This window comes from Colwellia demingiae (assembly GCF_007954275.1).
GTDB lineage: Bacteria > Pseudomonadota > Gammaproteobacteria > Enterobacterales > Alteromonadaceae > Colwellia > Colwellia demingiae.
Map to the genome: position 1 here is coordinate 74,529 of NZ_VOLT01000006.1, position 20,974 is coordinate 95,502.

Consider the following 20,974-nt stretch of genomic DNA (forward strand, 5'->3'; position numbering starts at 1 on the left):
AAGGGTATTTTGTGTATATCTAAGTGAGTTAAAGTCCAATAATTTATAAGCGAATATCAGCTAACTCTTTATCTAGCATATATTTCAAATCATAAATCACATGTTCTTCTTTCATCAATGCCTTAATTTCATCTGCAGATAATGCTTTAAACTCATCATGAGCCACTGCAAAAATAACCGCGTCATAGAAGCTAGGCTTAGGTGCTGAAATTAAATCAACATTATATTCATGTTTTGCGTCTTCAGGATTAACCCAAGGATCGTATACATCAACATTAATATCAAATTCAGCTAACTCAGACAAAATATCAACAATTTTGGTATTTCGCACATCAGGGCAATTCTCTTTAAAGGTTAATCCCATCACTAATACGTTAGCGCCATTAACCGGTAACTTTCTTTTAAGCATAGTTTTCACTAACTGTGAAACCACATATTCGCCCATAGAGTCATTAATACGACGACCCGCAAGAATAACTTCTGGGTTATAACCGATCGATTGTGCTTTATGAGTCAAATAATAAGGATCAACCCCAATGCAGTGACCGCCAACTAGACCAGGTCTAAACGGTAAAAAATTCCACTTAGTACCGGCGGCTTTTAATACTTCTTCGGTATCAATATTAAGTTTATTAAAAATGACAGCAAGCTCATTGATCAAGGCAATGTTTAGGTCTCGCTGAGTATTCTCAATAACTTTTGCCGCTTCAGCCACTTGTATACTTGATGCTTGATAAGTACCCGCAGTAATAATTGATTTGTATAAGCTATCAATGAATTCAGCAATTTGTGGCGTTGAGCCCGAGGTTACCTTTAAGATATTCGTTACTCGATGCTCTTTATCACCTGGATTAATACGTTCAGGGCTATAACCTGCATAAAAATCTTGATTAAACACTAAGCCAGAATGACGCTCAACTTCGGGCAAACAAATTTCTTCCGTTGCTCCTGGATATACTGTTGATTCATAAATGACAATATCACCTTTATTAATCACTTTGGCTAGCATAGCACTCGCTTTTACTAGTGGTGTTAAATCAGGTTGTTTGTGTTTATCAATAGGCGTCGGTACTGTGACAATATAGATATTACAATTTTTTAAATCGTCAACGTCAGCAGAATATGAAATAAATTCAGAATCAGCTAATTCTTCACTTGATACTTCTAAAGTAAAATCATGACCTTGTTTTAATTCCCCAACACGCTTGGTGTTGATATCAAAACCCAAGGTTGGATATTTTTTACCAAACTCTACCGCTAGCGGTAAACCAACATAACCTAAACCTATAATGCCTAGCTTCACATTTTCTAATGAGTGCAACATACTACGTCCATTTATTGTATTTATATTAGGGTCTGTTGAACTTTCGAGATTGTTTTTGCAGCGGTTTGTTGGGTATTTATACAAGGCAGAACCTTTGTCATGTGGTTGTTCCACATAAAAAGGCGATAACGCCGTAAAAATGACCAACAAACGCTGTCCGAAGGATTCGGCTAAAAGCGTCTTACTCATTGTTGAGTAGTATTTGCTTAGAATGACTAGGCTACACACTACTCGCCGCGATTAAAACGCTTTTATCTCGAACAAAATTTAACCGTGAAAGATCAACAGACCCTAATTACTGTTTTAAATATTTAGTAATAGATAATGATATAAACTTACCATTACCTATTGCCGTTTCAATTAAATACCACTGATAGCAGCAATTGCAACTGCCGAATTGTAGATTATGCCTGTTACACTAGTCCACAATGCCAAGTTGTTCATATACTCGGCATCAAGTGGTACAACGATGGTATCACCTGATTTTAAGCTATCACCGGCATCACTGCTAAACCAATTGCCACTCTCCATCATTTTAATACTACCATTAGCAGAAATAATATAGATTCGGTCTTCATCGGCGCGCTTTTTACTTCCACCACTTTGGGCTAAATAGTCATCTGCCGATAAATTAACGTCGTATACATGTGATGAAGTAACTTGTACTTGGCCGACAACATTAATTGAGTTTTTCATAGTAGGAACGTACAACACATCGCCGCCTTCAAGTAAGACATCATAGTTTTTGTTATCAACTACCCTAGGTAAATCAATAACTAAACGACCAACTGGCTGTACATTAGCCATATCAGCTAACATTTGCTGTACTTCAGCGTAAGACTGAGAATAGTTTTGATCAGTCATAGATTTAGAAGCCATTTCTATACGTAAATCCGCGGTCAACTTTAACAAGTTCTGTTGCTCAATTTCGCGTAGTTGCACACGCGTAAAAACAGAGCCATCTTGATGGGCAAATTTGGTAAAACCACCGGCCTTAGTTATTAAGTCGGCCAAACTCTCACCGCGACGTACCGTATACTTACCAGGGAAGACAAATTCACCTCGAAGTTCAACAACGTTATTTTCACTCCAAGCTGGAATTTGATGGATATTCAATCTATCTTTTGAGCTTAATAAAACATTATCTTTTTCATCGCCAGCAAGCGCAGCACTTAAACTGAACATTATGGACGTTTGTTGCGCCCTATGATTAATAATTTGATTGCGAGACACTTCCGCACGAACTACATAAGCCGACTCAGTCAAACCACCAGCAGCAGCAATTAAATCTGATATGCGGGCATTTTTAGCTAACGGGTATATCCCTGGAAACTTCACTTCGCCATCTGCTTCAACTAATTGGATGGGTTGACCGGACTTGCCTTGGCGTTTTAACTTTTCAATAATGGGCATCAATAGACGTTGACGAGAGAAAAGCGTTAACTCTTTAAGGTCAAGCTCTTCTTCTAACTCACCACCACTAAACTGAGCAATAGATTGTTCAACCAATTTCGCCGCTGCAGCTTCTTCACTATCAAGCTGATCGATTTGCTCACTATCACCGTACTTTAGCCAGAATTGTTTTTTCTTATACTTTTCTTTAGCTAATTGCTGTTCTTTTTTGGCGAGATTATCTTGAGTAAAAGCCAAAGAATCCAAACTAATTTTACTGTCGATTAATTTAATAATATTGGCAAAAACCAAAATCTTATCATTGCCTTGTAAGACAATATTATCCTTTGATTTTGGCGCTGAAATAGCTTTGGCTAAATCAAACTGTAGAATCTCAATATTACGAGCGATGTCGATTTCACGCACAACAATAGAATAATTAAGGTCAGCCGACTGTAATAAATGAGAATCAATATTAGGGAATATATCGGTAATACGCTGGCCTGCTTGCCACTGGTATTTTCCTGGGCGAGTTACCGCACCAATAACGGTAATAGATTGCTCAAACATCTCCGCAGCCTTCATTACATAAACTGCATCACCTGCTTGTGCTTTTTTAGCTAAATCATTGATGTTAGTTAGATCGATATCAACCACAGTACGTAAGGAGTCTTGATTATAACGTTCAACACGGGTTGTTTTAGCAAAGGCTGTTGGTAAAAGCCCACCAGACATAGCTAATACATCGTTAAAACTTTCATTTTGACTCAATTCATAAATAGCTGGGCGTCTAACTTCACCTTCAACACTGATAGCATTGCCTTTAGGTGCAATAAAAATAACATCGCCAGATTGCAATAATACGTCGCTACGTGAATCCCCTTTAATCAACAGGTCATATAGGTCAAGGGTAGTAACTAACTTACCAGCACGTTTAAGTTGGATATTACGTAAACTACCGATATCACTGATGCCACCCGCCGCAAAAATAGCGTGAGTAATACTAGATAATGAACTTAAAGTATAAGGCCCTGGTTTATGAGCATCACCTAAAACAAAAACACGCATAGAACGTAAAGAAGCGATACCGACAACAACATCTACACCAATAACTTTTTCTTTAATACGCGCGGTCAACAAACGCTTCATTTCATTAAATGATAAACCTGAGACTGTAAAAGGTCCATGAGAGGGGAAAATAATTTGCCCTTCACGGTTTACCGTTAATTCAAGTTCATCTTTTTCTTTACCAAATACTTGAATAGAGATCTTATCACCTGGACCAATGATATAATCTGCTGGAATAGCAATATCCATCATAGGGGCAAAAGTTTGTGGTGAATTAGCAAAAACATCATAACCAAAAGGTTTTAATTCTTCACTATCTTCTAGCTCCTCTGATTCTTCTTCAGATGTAGGATTACCTTCAGCATCGAATTGAGTTCCGCGTGGGAAAGTTTCGGTTTTGGCCGACTGACCTCCAGTTTTACCAGAAGCCTTCAATTGCTTCTCTAAAGTAGCGAAGTCAACACCCATGGTTTGAGCGAGAGCCTGTTGCTGTGACTTTGGCAGTTTTTTAAATTGCTCTATTTCCTGAGGCGATATTTCCTGAGCATACGCTTGCGTTGAATATCCCCCGAGAATAAAAGTAAGCACTATCATTAAAGTAACAATCGGAAAACTTAAAGAATAAGCTTTATAGCCTCTAAAAAAAATTTTGATGGGTTTTATCATTTTGCACTAATTCCTATATAGCCCTTACGGTAATAAATTTAAACTTAAGGCCTGCCTATCCCTGAATAATTTCAAGAATCTAATTCCAAGAACACTAAATTTAGTCACTGAATTTAGTGACGACAAAGTTTACCAGCATATCGTTATGCAAACAATATGTTAACCAAGCTAGACGCCTATAATATGGCGCGGTCTCTCAGTAAGCACTAGGAAACATTTCTCTACACCTCCCAAAGCAAGGTAATCATTGATTTATGCCAAAACTTGCCTTTATTTGTTCACACGGGTATAACACTCTCTTTACTAAAAAAGCTAAACTTAAAATTTTACGGTAAAAACTAACGATAATGATTATAAAAATAAAATCTAGGATAATGATATGACTCAACCTAATGCTGGTACGCTGTTTGGCCACCCAAAAGGACTTTTCCTTTTATTTGGTACTGAAATGTGGGAACGTTTCGGTTATTACGGCATGCGTGCCCTATTGGTACTTTATCTTATTGCCTCTGTTCAAGACGGTGGTTTTGGCTGGACCAATCAAGAAGCGTTAAGGCTCTATGGCTTTTTCACTATGGCTGTTTACTTAACACCAGTAATAGGTGGCTGGTTAGCTGATAACTATATTGGTCAGCGTAAAGCTATTATCTGGGGCGGGATAATTTTTTCATTAGGTTATTTTACCTTAGGTATTCCAAAGTCAATGATTGTTGGCATGGAAGAAACGGTATTTTACCTTGGTTTAGCACTTATTATTACCGGTAATGGTTTATTTAAAGCCAATGTTTCTAGTTTAGTAGGCGAACTTTATGACGACGGCGATCACAGACGTGATGCTGCTTTCACTATTTTTTATATGGGCATCAACTTAGGTGCTTTTTTAGCGCCAATAACTGTCGGTATATTAGGTGAGCAAGTTAACTGGCACTACGGCTTCATCTTAGCAGGTTGTGGTATGTTGATTGGTTTGGCACTTCAACTTACTTTGGCTAACAAATATTTAGGTGATATTGGTGTAGTTCCATCAGCTAAGCGCACTAAAGGTGAGCAAAAATCTCATGCGCCATTAACGTCTCAAGATATGGACCGCATGAAAGTTATCTTGATTATGAGCATGTTCTCAGTTGTTTTCTGGGCGGGCTTTGAGCAAGCAGGTGGCTTATTCACTATCTATGCTTCTGACTTTACTGACCGTACTCTCTTTGGTTTTGAAATCGCTGCTTCTTCTTTTCAATCATTAAACGCAATGTTCATTATTTTATTAGCACCTTTTGTTGCCTCAGTTTGGGTTAAGATGGGTTCAAATGAACCGACTTCTCCGAAGAAATTTGCTTTGGCGATGTTGTTTTTAGCCTTAGGTTTCTTCGTTATGTTCTGGGCTACTATGGTTCAAGGTGGTGACGTTGCAGTTAAAGTGAGCATGTTATTTCTAGTTTTTGCTTACCTATTCCATACCTTAGGTGAATTATGTTTATCACCAATTGGTTTATCATTGGTAACGAAATTAGCCCCACTTAAATTTACGTCATTATTAATGGGTATTTGGTTCTTCTTTACTGCCTTATCTAACTTCTTAGCCGCATTTATTGGCTCATTCGTTGGTGAAGGTGAAGAGATGGTTAATAATGCAGCAAACATCTTTATGGGTGTTGGTGTAGGTGCTTTAATTACCGGTCTTATCATCTACCTATCTGCTGGTAAGTTAGTTGAATGGATGCATGGTGCAGAAGGCGATATTCCTTCTAATTTAGAAGAGAAAATCGAACAAGAAATATCGGTTACTGGTACTCACGAAGGTGTTACTGAAACTCATAATTAATGAGTTGAGGTTACAATTTAGAGAATAATATTAAGCTGGGTGAGCAATCATCCAGCTTTTTTTATTTTTTAAACAGATGTTAAAGCAGATATTAATGTCGGCAATAATAGTCGATAATTAATAGCCGTTAACTATTTAATGATGAACCCAACAATGAATACTCGTTCACAATTACGAAAAGAAATCAGACAACGCCGTAATGCACTATCAGTAACTGAACAGTCTAATGCGGCTACGGCGTTAACAGAAAGATTGTCTAACCATAATCAAATCCAGCAAGCTAAGCGTATTGCAATCTACTTGAGTAATGATGGGGAATTATCAACTGCAAATTTTATAGATTGGTGTTGGCAGAATCACAAAGACGTTTACCTACCAGTAGTACATCCTTTCAGTAAGGGGAACTTACTATTTTTGCATTACCAACAAGATACCAAGTTAGTTAGCAATATGTATGGCATTTTAGAGCCACAATTAGATGTCACTAAAGTTTGTCCGTTACAGCAGCTTGATATTATTTGCACGCCTTTAGTAGCTTTTGATAATTCTGGCGCGAGATTAGGCATGGGTGGTGGATTTTATGATAGAAGCCTCGCTCAGTGGCAACAGACAAAACTTTACCCTATTGGATTAGCGCACGACTGCCAGCTCGTTGAAAAGGTTCCTACCGAAAGTTGGGATATTCCTTTACCCGAAATAATTACACCAAGTAAAAACTATCAATTTATTTAGCTGTTTCAGCTTAGAGTCGACGTATTATTAGTACAAGTTAATAGCTGCACACAAATTACGGCCCGACTAGTTCTAAGCTTTACATCGGCTAATGCTACATTTTGAGGTAGCTTGTATATAAGCAGTAGAAAAATGACTACTCTAGATGAGTGGCCATTCAAACGAGGAAAAAACTTGTTGCCATTGATCATCAAACGGCGCTGATATTTTGATTCTTTTATTGCTAATGGGATGATTAAATTCTAATGATTTAGCTATTAACATCAAACGTTTAAAACCAAAGTGCTCGATAAAAAATGGGTTTTGCTTGTTATCGCCGTAGTTTATGTCCCCTAAAATAGGATGACGTAAATGTGCTAAATGACGACGAATTTGATGACGTCTGCCAGTAATAGGGCGTACTTCAATTAAAGAATACCGAACACTATCAAATTTACCGACTTTTATTGGTAAACTCGCTTGTTGCTTTACTTGATAATAACTCTGCGCAGATTGTGCTGGTTTGTTATGACTAACATTTTTATCCCCCAACTTATCTAGCTTTTCTTTCAGTGGATGATCAATTAAGTCTGCAGGTACTGCTAAGTGGCCACGTGCTAAAGCATAATAGGTTTTCACCATAGCTAAATCACTACCATCGATATTTCTATCAGTAGTAAGTTCTTCGACTTGATCTTGCTGTACCACCTGAGTTTTATGCTGAGCATTGCCCTTAAGCTCATCGTCAGAATTTAAGTTAGCTTGACTACTTTTATTGGCAAAAGCTTCACTTAGCTTGGTAGCAACATCTTTAGTTAAAGCAAAAAGAAGTACACCCGAAGTCGGTCTGTCTAGTCGATGAACGGGATAAACATATTGCCCTACTTGATCACGAACTAACTGCAAAGCAAAATAAATTTCATCTTTATCCATATAACTTCGATGAACAAATAATCCTGCAGGTTTATCAACCGCTACCATAAATTCATCTTGATAGAGGATATTAAGTATCGGCTTTTCTTCTGGCCCTATAGCCTGATTTAAGTCCTGAGTTAAGTCCTGAGTTAACAACCGATCTGAGTTTAAGTCCATTTTAACATCCATAGTTTGTTTCATTCCTATAATAGCGTTATCGATATCAATCATTGTGTTTACCTTGTTCAGTCAATGTATTATCTATTTTTTGGATAACATCAAGTAAAGGTTGGGCATTAGTTGATAAGCACTTAAAAGTCTCTTCAGCCATTGGCGTTAAAGAAATTCTTGCAGGCAATGATTGTTGTTGATTTATCATCATAGCTATCTTAGGAATAAATAAAAATTGTAACCATTGCTCAAATGCTAAAGTATCACAGCAAAAAGGTGCGCTACTTGAAAGCTCTGCTGCACTTGGCGGCTGTATTTGCCAAAGCTTAAGTAATTTAAGCTCAATAGTTAACTCTTCAAGCAAAGCACTGATACGTTCTGGGTCTTTTTTTATCATCATTTGTGATTGTTTACGGTCGGTTCTTCAAGGTGATTGGTTAAGATCGATAATTACAGGTAAATTATTTCAGATAAATAATTTTACTATGTTAATGGCGCCATTATCCTTATAATAAGACGCTATAACAAGCGGCAATATTTTTGACTTTATGACTGACACAGCACCAGCAGCGAACATAGCTACCCTATCAGAATTACTTAAACTTTCAGGTTCACAATACCGCCTTTATGATATTGGTCGACTAGTTAGTAAATTACCTAAAGAGCAATTTGAAAAAGTTGAATTAAATCAATTGCCCTATCCTACACCTACTCAAGGGTGTGCTTGTATTGCTATAGCATTTTGGCAGAAACAATCTTCACAGCCTTATTTATGGTTATTGAAATTACCGCTTGATGAGCATGGCTTATTAAACCAAGGGGCAAGAAACCACTTTATTGCTATTATTGTTGAAGCTTTAGGTGCTGACTTAACTCAAGAAACCTCTAAAAAACAGGAAGAGTTACTCAGTAGTAACCCTTACCTTTTCACTCCAGCACAATATAAATTAGCTAGCTTAAACAGCAAAATAAAAGTTGATTTAAAGCAACAACCTAGTGCGTATTTCTCCCCTTTTAAACAATACCTCAGTCATGGTTCTGATTGGAATAACTGGCAAGCTGTGGGCGTACAAGGTATTACCGATTTTATTGCGAGAATTAAGCATGATAATCATAGTGAGTTGTTACTCAACGCGCTGCCTCACTTGCCTGACGAAGTGCTGTCTCCCGTTTGTAGCGCCTTAGAAAATGAGCAATATCCTGTTGATTTAATTGACGCACTGGTAGTTGCATTAGAAAGCGCACTAACAAGCCCACAAACATCTACAAAAGCAATGCAGTTGCTACGCGCACTGGCAGCCAATAGTCACCATATTCATGTGAAAAAAATCATAGAGCAGCTTTTGAGTAAACAACAAGTAAGTAGCGAGTTACTCATCACTTTATCTGGAAGATGCTGGCAGGCATTAGCTGATGAAAAAATGCTTATGTGTTATTTTGAACATTTACTCCGTAATAATGACTTACCATTATTTTCTAGCATTTTTAAAGACTTAGCGACTATCCCACTAATTAGACCTGTTGCTTTCCAATGCATTCGCAGTGAAAATCGTTCACCGGCACTAGCACAAGCTATTGGACAGTTATTTAGCCAAACTTAGTTATTCTTAATTGTGGAAAGTATCATTTATGGAAAATATTTATTATTTATTACTTTTTTGTTTATTTTGTTGGTACTTTGTTTATTTAAGACAAGTATCTGAAGCAGCTAAACGTCATGTTCATCGTTACTGTAAAGACGGTGGTTTGCAGTTCATCTCACTGGCAAGACGCTCTAGTAGATTCAAATTTACCAAGAAACACGGCCCTTGCATTTATAGTGTTTTTGACTTTGATTTTAGTGGTGATGGAGAATCAAACAATCAAGGCTGCTTAACACTTTATGGCTTAAAGCTAGAGAAAATCGATTTACCCGCTTACCGAGTGAATTAATACTGATTTAGCATAACCATTATTATGGTTATGCTAAATCATGAATACCAATAATTAAGTGTTATGCTAATAAGCAACAAACACCTAATTTAACTATCTTTTTGGAGTTTTCGTGCCATTTTTACAAGCAGCTTTTTGTCTAAAAGGGTTTGATGATCGTAGTCGATTTTTTACAACATCAATAATTGCTATTTTGGGCTTTATCTTTTGCTCTGCAATTTTCTCTAGTTATATAGTAGTTAGTTTTACCATATTATTAATATTAACCGCTGTACTTACTTGCAGTGCAAAGCGCCGCTTACATGATGCTAAACTTAATAAAAATTGGCAATTGGTACCAGGCGGTCTGCTTCTACTTACTGGTGTTTTGAGCTTACTTCTTGAGAACAGCAGCAGTTATTATTTATTGATTTTACCGGTATTAAGTGCAGCCCTTCTCCTTACCTACCCTAGTAAAGGTACAAAAGAAAAAAATAATTATATTTTGGGTTATTACGGTCCTGTTGACCTTAGTCGCTATAAACAAAAAACCGTCGTCATGAAAACTCATAATCAACGCATTGAGCCAACGTTAGCTGCTAATGGCGCTAGTGAACAGCTTTATGCATATGACACTATCGCTGAACAAAATATTACACCTAATGAGCAATCTGATTATGACCCTGAGAGTAAACATACTGATATTGGCGAACTTATTCGCATAACGTTTCTTGGTAATCGTAAATTACAGCTAGGGATTATCGCCATTGTATCGCTAATTTTTATCGCAGTATTGGTTAATAGCGCAATTAACGCTATCAATCCACCACAGGAAAATACTAATAGTGTTGAATTGGGTGAAACGAAAGTGTCGCCTAACAATGTACCTGTTAATATCCTTGCCAATAAAAATCATTTACTCGCGATGCCTGATAATTTCAATTTATACTTATCAGAGTATCAAGGCGTAATTATTCATTGGCAAGCCGATCAAGTTGCTAATGGCGAGCTCTGGTCACAATTATCAATAAACGGTGATAAAAGTTGTCAAAGTATTAAGTTTAATAAGGGCTCTTCAATCCGTCCTTTAACTGTATTGGTTGAAAATGGTAGTGAATATTTTGCTAGTTTTTCACCCCTTGATAGTGGCGAGTTAATACAAGCGCTAGCTTTTCGCGGTAAATTTTCACTCTGTGGTTATAGCTTTTCTCTTAAAGGAAGCCAAGCGGTATTGGGTAAGCACAATCAATACGCACCTTTCTTAGAGCAAGACGCATAAATAAGTAATTTATTTTCAAAAAATAGATACAAAAAAAGCTGCTCAATATTATTGGCAGCTTTTTTAATGTTCTTTGGGCTATCAAAAGCTTTTAATAAAAGACTTATTGAGCAAAGCCAATACCCGCTTCTATTAAACTCGCATAAACACTTTTCATCGCAACGGTATTCTCAGTAAGAGAATCATCCCACTTATCACGCTTTTCGAACCCTAAGTCACTAATTTTAAAATAATGATCTGTTTTTATAGCACTTTTATCTAAACAAGCTTTTGTACAACCTAACGCACAGCCATCAATGGCTATAATAGGTCGACCTGATTTAGCCATTGCCAGAATAGGCTCTATTTTACCCACTACGCCAGCAATACAAGACATCTCAGCAATCCCATCACCATCAAGGGTTAATGAAATATTATGCGCCATTTGCGCAAGGTTTGAGCAACCAGAACAAGAGTAAACTATTGGTTTACAATTATTTTTGTCACTGATTATTTTCGATAATTTATGTACATTCGACATTAAAGTCACTCCTTAGCTACCTATTAGTTACCTTACTAGCGCTGGCAACATTACCAATAGGAGCATTTTAACAAGTAAACATAACGACGAATTGATTTAGATCATTACAGTAAATAATACCCATGATAGATCTGTGGTTATTTGTACCATTCTGTAACTATTTGTTTTATTTTCACCATATCTAAGTGTGCTTGACAGGCTTTACTTACTCGCTCAATGGCCTGTTCTTCAAGTATTTCAATACTGGGCGCTTTACTTACATCATAACCAAGCCAATTCATAAAGAGCTGTAAAGCCTCGGGTTGATCAAACAGTCCATGCAGATAACAACCTGCTATCTGACCATCATCACTTAATAATCCCTGTCCCTCACCTTCAATAGTCAGTAAGTGAGATAATTTATCCCCGTCATTAATAAGAGTGCTCACACCGGCATGAATTTCATAACCACTAATATTGGCGTTTTGCAGCGTCAATTCCAAAACACCTGAAACATTAATTAACGTTTTTTTAGATTCTAATACTGTATTCATCGCAAAATAGCTTAAGCCTTCGCTTACGCCAGGTTGCCCTTCTAACCCTTCGGGGTCTGCAATCAACTCTCCTAACATTTGATAACCACCGCAAACCCCAATCACCTTGCCTTGATAACGTAAATGTTTCGCAATATCGTCATCCCAGCCTCGTTGACGTAAAAAATCAAGGTCACTACGGACATTTTTGCTACCAGGTAAAATAATAAGATCACAAGCTGGAATAGCTATTTTTTCAGGATTAATCTCATCTTTCGATCCCTTAGCAAAAAGGAACTGACAATCAATATCTTCATGATGGCGCAGAGCATCAAAGTCCGTATGATTACTCATATGTGGATAAACTAAGACCACAACACGAACTTTTGATGAAGTCGATGTCCCTTCTACGAGTGCCTGTTTTGTTACTAATGCATCTTCAGAAGAAATATCTAAGCCGTGTAAATAGGGTAAAACCCCCAGCACAGGTTTATTGGTCTTTTCTTCTAACCATGTCAACCCAGATTCGAGTAATTTAATGTCACCGCGAAAGCGATTAATCACAAAACCAACGACTCTGTCTTGCTCTGATTGTGACAACAACATCAAGGTACCAACTAGCTGTGCAAAAACGCCACCTTTATCAATATCAGCAATAATTAAAACCGGACAATCGACGGCTTCGGCAAAGCCCATATTAGCAATATCCCCCTTGCGTAAATTTATTTCTGCTGGACTTCCTGCTCCCTCAACAACAACCAAATCATACTGTTGTGTTAACCGCTGATGTGAACTCAGCACAGCCTTCATAGCCACTTTTTTATAATCTTGGTACTCACTAGCCTCCATATTTGACGATGATCTATGCATAAGCGCTTTACCGTGAACAATAACTTGCGCGCCAGTGTCGCTATTAGGTTTGAGTAAGATAGGATTGAAATCTACATCTAACGCTAAGCGCGCCGCTTTAGCTTGCAACGCTTGTGCTCGCCCAATTTCACCACCACAAGGAGTAACCGCACTATTAAGCGCCATATTTTGGGGTTTAAAGGGTGCTACGTTAATGTGTAAATCTGAAAACACACGACACAGGCCCGCCACTAGCGTCGTTTTCCCAGCATCAGAAGTTGTTCCCTGTATCATCAAGGTTTTACATTGACTTGATTGCGCTATCTCAAAAGAGCTGGATGTAGAATGGCTGTTACTTTGCTTAGCTTTCATTTTATTTTTCCTCAAGAAACGGCATAGCAATGGTCGTTACTTGTTGGTTTAATTGCTGGTACTGTGTTTGCTTTACTGCTTGATCAAATTGTTTATCTTGATAAGGCTGACTAATCAAAATGCGGGAAATGCTACCATGACCAATCTGTAATTTTTGATGCCAGCTAGCTTGTTGCCAATCTAGCGCTAATATATTTGCTAATATCATGCGAATCACGCCACCATGAGCAACAACTAAAATTCGTCTAGGTTTTTTTCTAAAGGTGTCCGATTCTTTTTTGACCTGCCCCTGCTCTAGTTGAAAACTTTCTTCTTGTTTAGTAACAATGCCTATTTGCTGTTGTATCAAGTTTTGCCAAGCTTTCATTACTCTGTGATGAAAGTCTGACAGAGTTTCACCTTCTGGTAATATAATGTCAGCAGGTGCCTGAAAAAAGGCTTCGAGTTGTGACCAAAGCAATTGAGTTTTCTCATCAACTTGATGTTCAGCTTCAAAATCACTACCTTCGAAGAGAAGATCATCAAAAGGTACACCATCAAAGCACCCGAAGTTCATCTCTTGTAACTCTGGTGATATCTCTAAAGGTAATTGGCATAACAATGAAAACTCTGTCGCTAGATTCTGGCAACGTATCAACGAAGAGGAGACAACACTTTGATAAGCATTAGACGTTTTTTGTTGTGCCATTAAACGTTCAAGTAAACGCGCATTTTCTGTAGCGATAGCAGCAACATCAGTAGAGCCATATAAAGCAGGCTTACCCAAGACTTTAACATGTCTTATTAAGTCAATTTCAATCATATTAAGCTCACGACTTACACATCATTATTTTTTATACAAAGCGGTATACCAGCGGTGACCAAAGTCACTTTATCGGAAACTTCTGCAACCTTCTGGTTTAACCAACCACAATAATCAACATATAAACGCGTAGATTCACCCATTGGTATCACACCTAAACCTATCTCATTACTGACAATAACTATATCCGCATCGATAGCGGCTAAGCGCGTGGCTAATCTGTCTATTTCAGTTTGTAAATGTTGGGCTTGCTGATCACGACTCTGTTCATCAACAGCATAAAGTTGATTGTTTAGCCATAGTGTTAAACAATCCAGTAAGTAGACATTATTGTTATCAAGATTACTTAATCTTTCAGCAAGTGCTAATGGACACTCAATTAATTGCCAACTATCACCTCTATCTTTTTGATGTTGAACTATTCTATTGTCCATCTCAGGATCAATGGCCGTTGCTGTAGCAATATAAACCGTTTTCTTACCGTGTTTTACTGACAATTCCAGTGTTTGTTGCTCGGCAAATCGTGACTTACCCGATCTAGCGCCACCTAAAATAAAATGAATCATCCTATAACTCCGGTAGAATAAAGTCCTGTGAAAATATCTTTATCAATATAAGAAACAAGTGTTAAATAAATAAGTAGCTCAGAGAGTTGCTGTCCTGCACCCAAACAGTCACCGGTAAAACCACCTATTCTCGCCATGAGCCACTGCTTAAATAGCCAGCGAAACAACACTAAAACGATCAACAATGAGAAAATTACTTCGCTAGAATAAAAAATGAGCGGAGCTAAACCTATCAAGAGTAAAAGAGTTAATTCTGATGAGGATTGTGCTTGGGCTAATGGTTTACTCTTACTTTGTTCAATATCACTCACATAAGGCATAGAAGAGATTAAGCTTCCAGCAACTGCTCGGGATAAAGCTTCTGCTAATATAATAGCTAAAAGTAAGTGATTACTATCTTGCTCAGCTAGGTTTACCAGCAATGTAAATTTTAATAATAAAGCCATCACTAAGGTAACGGCACCATAAGTACCGATTCGACTATCTTTCATAATAGTCAGTCGTTTTTCTATTGTGAAAGCACCGCCTATGCCGTCAGCCATATCAGCTAGACCATCTTCATGAAAAGCGCCTGTTAATAACAAGCTTATCGTCATAGTTAACAATATAGATATATTGGCGGGTAAAAAGGTACTAAAGCAGACATAACTTAACGCGAGAAATAAACCAATGACTAAGCCCACTAAGGAGAAGTATCGATTAGCTTTATTTAATAAGGCTTCTGAATAATCCATGGTTTTAGGAACAGGTAAACGAGTAAAAAAGCTTAACGCCAAATAAAATAAATTAAGCTGCGCAGTTATTTTACCTTTTAGGCGCTCATTTACCCGTACAATCATACTGTGACTCCCGCACTTTCAAAGCTAGCCATATTATTATAAAAACTTGCAGAGGCTTTTATTAAAGGCAAAGCAAGTGCTGCACCTGTGCCTTCACCTAAGCGAAGACCTAGATTCAATAAAGGTTGGCTGCTTGACTCATTAAATGTTTGCGCCGAGATCAGTTCTTCAAGCAATATTTGATGGGCATGTTCTTGAGAAACGTGAGAGAAAATTAAGTAGTTGGCTACATTTTTATCTAAGCGCTGTGCTACTAAAGCAGCGACACTGACAATAAATCCATCAATGACAACCGGTATGCTAGCAGTCGCCGCTGATAATATAGCAGAGACCATTTGAACTATCTCAAAACCGCCTAACTCAGATAACAGTGATATAATCTCATCTTGAGTTAAATTTTCAAAATTATTCTCTGATATCTTAACTCGTTGAAGTGCGCTTTCAATTAAGGCTATTTTTTTCTCTAATTGCTCATCAGTAATGCCGGTACCGCGTCCAACACATTCTTGAACACTAAATAAAGTTAAAGCCGACATTAATGCAGCAGCAGAACTAGTATTAGCAATGCCCATTTCACCTAATAACAATATCTCAGCGCCTTGGTCAACTTGTGCATCAACTAGTTGTCTTGCATAGTCGAATCCTTGCTCTACTTGTATGATTGACATAGCGCTTTGAACTGAAAAATCACTTGTTCCTGCGCCAAGTCGTTGCTCAATAAAGTTGACACTATTCATTGCATCCCCTGCGCTTTGAGGGGCTTCATCAGGGGAGATAGGCTGTAATATACCGCAATCGATCACAGTTAAAGCGATATCATTACTTTGACAAAAACAATTTATCGCGGCACCACCTCGTAAAAAATTAATTACCATCTGTTTAGTCACTGCACTGGGCGCAATACTGACATTATGATCATTTATACCGTGGTCTCCAGCAAAAACTAGCATAATAGGATTATTTATACTGATTTGGCCAGAACGCTTAAGGTCAGAATTACTAAAATCTGCGCGATTAAAGTCCAAGCTTTTTTGATGCCTTTGCTCAGTGATCAAAGCAAGTTGCAGAGCCAAAGGCTCTAGTGCCCCTAATGCACCTAATGGTTTAGTTTTGTTATCAATTTTGGTTTGTATAAATTCTAAGGCTTTTACATTTAAAGACGAGATGGGGATCATTGGGATAGTCTAAATAGTTGTTGAATATAGAAAAATAATGACATTATTTTAAGCTATTTAAATCACTAAAAACATAACTCTTTTTCACTATGATATGTCGTTAAATACATCATAATTTTATGTTCTGACATAAGATGTTAATATTTTACCTAATAACATTTACTCCGATGTTAACTAGGAAAAACTGTTAAAACTCTGTACCATCAGTACTAGAAAGTATTTATACCAATCAAACTAACTTATTGGTATTACCTTAAAATTTTACGTCAGGCTGATATAGTTTTATGAAAACATATGCAAAATATACCCTTATCCTTTCTAGTGTTTTATTAACAAGTTGCGTTAATCAAAATACAAAAATTGCCACAAACATCATGCCCACCACTAATGCTTGCACTAAACTCGATTTACTTAAAAGTGCTTATTATGATGATTTTTCTTCATTAAAAGAGATCAATGTTGCAGGGCGAGTGAGTAATATATGGAAAGCTAAATATCAGCTTTTTGGTGAAAACTGCCAGGTTTTTTCATGGGGTGGCAAACAGCATACCTATTCTTGCAACCTAGTAGCGCCGAATGAAGAAACTGCTAAAAGCTATTACCAAAGTGCTAAAAGAGTCACGCAGGAGTGCTTAGGTGAACAGTGGCAGTTGGAAGAAAGTAAAAGAAAACATGACGATGGTATGAAAACAACCTTTACCAATCATGATGCCGAATCGAATGAGAAAGTGACTTTTTCAACGCACTTAGTACCAACGTCAGGTTTATTTTCCACGACATGGACAATTTACTATTATGTTGGCAATAGCTCAAAGCCAAGTAATAATAAGTAATAACATTCATGAGTCTGATTTAATAGTCAGGCTAAAGATTACTAGATAAAATAAGTATACTTATTTTATCTAGTAAAAAGCTGATATTTACCCAGTTTAACCTAGGTAAATATCAGTTTTTGTCATTCACAATCTGAAAACTTAATCGTTTCTAGTTATCTGTAGAGTCAAAACCATCTAACGTTACACCTGATAATCCGCCTGTACCGCCCTGCTCATTATTGCGCAATTTAATCATTAAACGTAAATCATTCGGCGAGTCAGCATGATGTAATGCATCCGCATAAGTAATCATGCCGTGTTGATAATGGTTGAATAATGCTTGATCGAACGTTTGCATACCTAACTCATTTGATTTTTCCATTACCTCTTTAATACCACCAATATCTCCTTTTTTGATGAGTTCACTAATATAAGGAGAATTAAGTAATACTTCGATGGCAGCTATTCGGCTATGACCATCTTTTGTCGGTACAAGTTGTTGAGCAATAATGCCGCGAAGATTTAACGCTAAATCAAATAACAACTTCCCATGCTGATCCGCTGGCACAAGGTGCATAATACGGTCAATAGCTTGGTTTGCATTATTAGCATGTAAAGTAGCTATACATAAATGCCCAGTTTCTGCAAAACTAAGCGCATGCTCCATTATCTCTTGGTTTCGAATTTCCCCAATTAAAATAACATCAGGCGCCTGACGTAATGAGCTTTGCAGTGCCGCATCAAAGGATACAGTATCTAAACCAACTTCACGTTGAGTAATCATACTTTTTCCGTGCTCATGAACAAATTCTACCGGGTCTTCAATGGTAAGAATATGGCCATAAGAGTTGCGGTTACGATAACCTATCAATGATGCCATTGATGTCGATTTACCCGTACCTGTACCACCAACAAATAGCACCAAACCTCGTTTAGACATAACAACATCTTTTAGAATCGGTGGTAAACCTAGATCATCAACATCGGGAATATCTGTAACGATACGACGAACAACCATACCCGCCATATCTCGTTGCCAAAAAGCAGAAATACGAAAGCGTCCTATATCATCAATTTCAATCGCGAAGTTACATTCTTTGTCGGTATTAAATTGATTTTTTTGCTTATCATTCATAGCATCAAATACTAATCCTAAAGATTGTTCCGCAGTTAAAACCACATCATCTATAGGCTGTAATTCACCATTTATTTTAGCGCTTACCGGTAATTTAGCCGTAACGAACATATCAGAGGCATCTTTTTTTACCATTCTTTCTAATAATTCATGAAGATTCATTTACTGTCCTCTTTTCCATTCATTTATACATTCACAAAACATCATTTTTAAAAACCTGAAAATTGATTTTTATCGACCGCTTTTTCCATCGCATCTTGTTTAGTGATCATGCCTCGGTTAACAAGATTTTGTAGACATTGATCCATAGTTTGCATGCCATGTTGCATACCGGTTTGAATCGCAGAGTACATTTGGGCAATTTTATCTTCACGGATAAGGTTTCGAATAGCAGGAACACCAATCATAATTTCATGAGCAGCAACACGTCCACCACCGACTCTTTTAATTAGCGTTTGTGAGATTACCGCGCGAAGTGACTCTGACAACATTGAGCGGACCATCGATTTCTCTTCGCCTGGAAATACATCGATAATACGGTCAATAGTTTTTGGTGCTGAAGTTGTATGTAAGGTACCAAAAACTAAATGACCCGTTTCTGCTGCGGTCATTGCTAATCGAATGGTTTCTAAATCACGCATTTCACCTACTAAAATAACATCGGGATCTTCACGCAATGCTGAGCGTAATGCCGCTTCAAAACTTAACGTATCTCGATGAACTTCACGTTGATTGATTAAGCATTTCTTATTTTCATGTACAAATTCTATTGGATCTTCAATGGTTAAAATATGATCGTGCTTATGATCATTAATATAATCGACCATCGCAGCTAACGTAGTTGACTTACCCGAGCCGGTAGGGCCTGTAACTAACACTAAGCCACGTGGTGTATCTGATATTTCACGGAATATTTCAGGACATCCTAAATCATCAAGTGAAAGAATTTTACTTGGGATTGTACGAAATACTGCTGCGGGGCCTCTATTTTGATTAAAAGCATTAACCCTGAAACGTGCTAAGTTTGGTACTTCAAATGAGAAATCGACTTCTAAGTTTTCTTCATATTCTTTACGCTGACGATCATTCATAATGTCATAAACTAACGCATTAACATCTTTGCCATCAAAGGCTGGAATATTAAGTTTACGTACGTCACCATCAACACGAATAGCCGGCGGTGTGCCGGTTGATAAATGTAAATCTGATGCGTTATGTTCCACACTAAATGCAAGTAGTTCGGTAATATCCATAAAAGCCTCTTTTTATAGGGTGATAAAAAATAATGATATTATCTTTTATCGGTGATTATTTAATAGGTAATAATTTAATAGGTAATAATTTAATAGGTTATACTAACCAGAAAATAAGATAAGTTAACATAGCTCAATATTTAACATGATAAATATAAAAGATAATCTTAATAAAATTAAAGCGCAAATTCAGCAAGCTTGTCAACAAAGTGGTCGATTAACTCCCCTTGCCGAATTATCAAAACAATCATCTCCTGTATCGCTATTAGCCGTTAGTAAAACTAAGCCAACTTCACTCGTTGAACAAGCGTATCTAGCAGGTCAACACGATTTTGGTGAAAATTACCTGCAAGAAGCGGTAGAGAAAATAGCAGAGTTAACACATCTACCAGAGATAGTTTGGCACTTTATTGGTCCTATCCAATCGAATAAAACGAAACAAATTGCTAGTAATTTCTCTTGGGTTCATAGTGTTGACAGAGAAAAGATAGCCTTGCGTCTTAATCAACATCTCAAGGATGATAATTGTCACAATACTCCGCTAAACATTTGTTTACAAGTGAATATTAGCAATGAAGAGTCAAAGTCAGGTATAACTATTGAGCAGGTTTTTTCTCTTGCTAAAATTGTTGATAGTTGTGATAAACTCACCCTGCGAGGCTTAATGGCTGTTCCTGAAAAAAATGCCCCTAAAGCCTGTTATGAACAAATGCAGCAACTGTTTATCCAACTTAAAAAGCAATATCCCAGCGTTGATACTCTCTCTCTTGGCATGTCTAATGATTTAGACAACGCTGTAGCCCACGGTTCAACCATGGTAAGAATTGGCACCGCCATTTTTGGTGCCAGAGAAAATAAAATTTAACCATTAATCGTTTAG

The 20,974-nt window shown here is 37.3% G+C and carries 19 protein-coding genes; 7 read left to right on the forward strand and 12 right to left on the reverse strand.

The window, feature by feature from the left end; all coding sequences use genetic code 11:
* Positions 1 to 43: 43 nt before the first annotated feature.
* Both tviB and ESZ36_RS12930 read right to left on the reverse strand, forming a co-directional pair.
* Positions 44 to 1,324, reverse strand: a complete 1,281-nt coding sequence (gene tviB / locus ESZ36_RS12920; protein ID WP_146788644.1) for a Vi polysaccharide biosynthesis UDP-N-acetylglucosamine C-6 dehydrogenase TviB — start codon at positions 1,322 to 1,324, stop codon at positions 44 to 46.
* A 360-nt stretch (positions 1,325 to 1,684) separates the two neighbouring features.
* Positions 1,685 to 4,450, reverse strand: coding sequence for an SLBB domain-containing protein (locus ESZ36_RS12930; RefSeq protein WP_146788647.1), 2,766 nt, complete (start codon positions 4,448 to 4,450; stop codon positions 1,685 to 1,687).
* 379 nt (positions 4,451 to 4,829) lie between these two features.
* Here ESZ36_RS12930 and ESZ36_RS12935 point away from each other — a divergent pair, with 379 nt between their 5' ends.
* Both ESZ36_RS12935 and ESZ36_RS12940 read left to right on the forward strand, forming a co-directional pair.
* A complete protein-coding gene (locus tag ESZ36_RS12935) occupies positions 4,830 to 6,269 on the forward strand; it encodes a peptide MFS transporter (protein WP_146788650.1) in 1,440 nt (479 codons plus the stop codon).
* Between the two features lie 153 nt (positions 6,270 to 6,422).
* Positions 6,423 to 7,001 (forward strand): 5-formyltetrahydrofolate cyclo-ligase, encoded by a 579-nt coding sequence (locus ESZ36_RS12940; RefSeq protein WP_146788653.1) that lies wholly within the window; start codon positions 6,423 to 6,425, stop codon positions 6,999 to 7,001.
* A gap of 141 nt (positions 7,002 to 7,142) precedes the next feature.
* Here the strand turns inward: ESZ36_RS12940 and ESZ36_RS12945 are convergent, their stop codons facing one another.
* On the reverse strand, positions 7,143 to 7,961 hold the full coding sequence (locus tag ESZ36_RS12945) for a pseudouridine synthase (RefSeq protein WP_425457394.1): 819 nt from the start codon (positions 7,959 to 7,961) through the stop codon (positions 7,143 to 7,145).
* 157 nt (positions 7,962 to 8,118) lie between these two features.
* On the reverse strand, positions 8,119 to 8,466 hold the full coding sequence (locus tag ESZ36_RS12950; RefSeq protein WP_146788656.1) for a YqcC family protein: 348 nt from the start codon (positions 8,464 to 8,466) through the stop codon (positions 8,119 to 8,121).
* A 148-nt stretch (positions 8,467 to 8,614) separates the two neighbouring features.
* Between ESZ36_RS12950 and ESZ36_RS12955 the strand changes: the two genes are divergently transcribed.
* From ESZ36_RS12955 to ESZ36_RS12965, 3 genes are all read left to right on the forward strand, one after another.
* Entirely contained in the window at positions 8,615 to 9,667 is a 1,053-nt protein-coding gene (locus tag ESZ36_RS12955; RefSeq protein ID WP_146788659.1) for a DUF3549 family protein, read from the forward strand.
* Between the two features lie 28 nt (positions 9,668 to 9,695).
* Positions 9,696 to 9,998, forward strand: a complete 303-nt coding sequence (locus ESZ36_RS12960; RefSeq protein ID WP_146788662.1) for a DUF3301 domain-containing protein — start codon at positions 9,696 to 9,698, stop codon at positions 9,996 to 9,998.
* A gap of 112 nt (positions 9,999 to 10,110) precedes the next feature.
* A complete protein-coding gene (locus ESZ36_RS12965; protein WP_146788665.1) occupies positions 10,111 to 11,256 on the forward strand; it encodes a hypothetical protein in 1,146 nt (381 codons plus the stop codon).
* A 103-nt stretch (positions 11,257 to 11,359) separates the two neighbouring features.
* Here the strand turns inward: ESZ36_RS12965 and ESZ36_RS12970 are convergent, their stop codons facing one another.
* From ESZ36_RS12970 to cobT, 6 genes are all read right to left on the reverse strand, one after another.
* On the reverse strand, positions 11,360 to 11,776 hold the full coding sequence (locus ESZ36_RS12970; protein WP_146788668.1) for a putative zinc-binding protein: 417 nt from the start codon (positions 11,774 to 11,776) through the stop codon (positions 11,360 to 11,362).
* A 137-nt stretch (positions 11,777 to 11,913) separates the two neighbouring features.
* On the reverse strand, positions 11,914 to 13,509 hold the full coding sequence (locus ESZ36_RS12975; protein ID WP_146788671.1) for a cobyric acid synthase: 1,596 nt from the start codon (positions 13,507 to 13,509) through the stop codon (positions 11,914 to 11,916).
* A gap of 1 nt (position 13,510) precedes the next feature.
* On the reverse strand, positions 13,511 to 14,311 hold the full coding sequence (locus tag ESZ36_RS12980) for a histidine phosphatase family protein (protein ID WP_146788674.1): 801 nt from the start codon (positions 14,309 to 14,311) through the stop codon (positions 13,511 to 13,513).
* Positions 14,312 to 14,325: 14 nt separating this feature from the next.
* A complete protein-coding gene (gene cobU / locus ESZ36_RS12985; protein WP_146788677.1) occupies positions 14,326 to 14,877 on the reverse strand; it encodes a bifunctional adenosylcobinamide kinase/adenosylcobinamide-phosphate guanylyltransferase in 552 nt (183 codons plus the stop codon).
* Positions 14,874 to 15,716 (reverse strand): adenosylcobinamide-GDP ribazoletransferase, encoded by an 843-nt coding sequence (locus ESZ36_RS12990; protein WP_146788680.1) that lies wholly within the window; start codon positions 15,714 to 15,716, stop codon positions 14,874 to 14,876. Before ESZ36_RS12990 ends, cobU begins: the two co-directional genes overlap by 4 nt.
* Positions 15,713 to 16,891, reverse strand: a complete 1,179-nt coding sequence (cobT, locus tag ESZ36_RS12995; protein WP_146788683.1) for a nicotinate-nucleotide--dimethylbenzimidazole phosphoribosyltransferase — start codon at positions 16,889 to 16,891, stop codon at positions 15,713 to 15,715. The genes ESZ36_RS12990 and cobT overlap by 4 nt, the downstream gene beginning before the upstream one ends.
* Positions 16,892 to 17,175: 284 nt before the next feature.
* On the opposite strand from cobT, the gene ESZ36_RS13000 reads away from it, so the two are divergent.
* Positions 17,176 to 17,724, forward strand: a complete 549-nt coding sequence (locus ESZ36_RS13000) for a hypothetical protein (protein WP_146788684.1) — start codon at positions 17,176 to 17,178, stop codon at positions 17,722 to 17,724.
* Between the two features lie 151 nt (positions 17,725 to 17,875).
* Here ESZ36_RS13000 and ESZ36_RS13005 read toward each other — a convergent pair whose 3' ends face one another.
* A complete protein-coding gene (locus tag ESZ36_RS13005; protein ID WP_146788687.1) occupies positions 17,876 to 19,003 on the reverse strand; it encodes a PilT/PilU family type 4a pilus ATPase in 1,128 nt (375 codons plus the stop codon).
* Positions 19,004 to 19,050: 47 nt separating this feature from the next.
* The gene (locus tag ESZ36_RS13010) at positions 19,051 to 20,094 is read right to left on the reverse strand and encodes a type IV pilus twitching motility protein PilT (protein ID WP_146788689.1); all 1,044 of its coding nucleotides are present in this window, start codon (positions 20,092 to 20,094) and stop codon (positions 19,051 to 19,053) included.
* Between the two features lie 145 nt (positions 20,095 to 20,239).
* Between ESZ36_RS13010 and ESZ36_RS13015 the strand changes: the two genes are divergently transcribed.
* On the forward strand, positions 20,240 to 20,959 hold the full coding sequence (locus ESZ36_RS13015; RefSeq protein ID WP_146788692.1) for a YggS family pyridoxal phosphate-dependent enzyme: 720 nt from the start codon (positions 20,240 to 20,242) through the stop codon (positions 20,957 to 20,959).
* Positions 20,960 to 20,974: the final 15 nt, after the last annotated feature.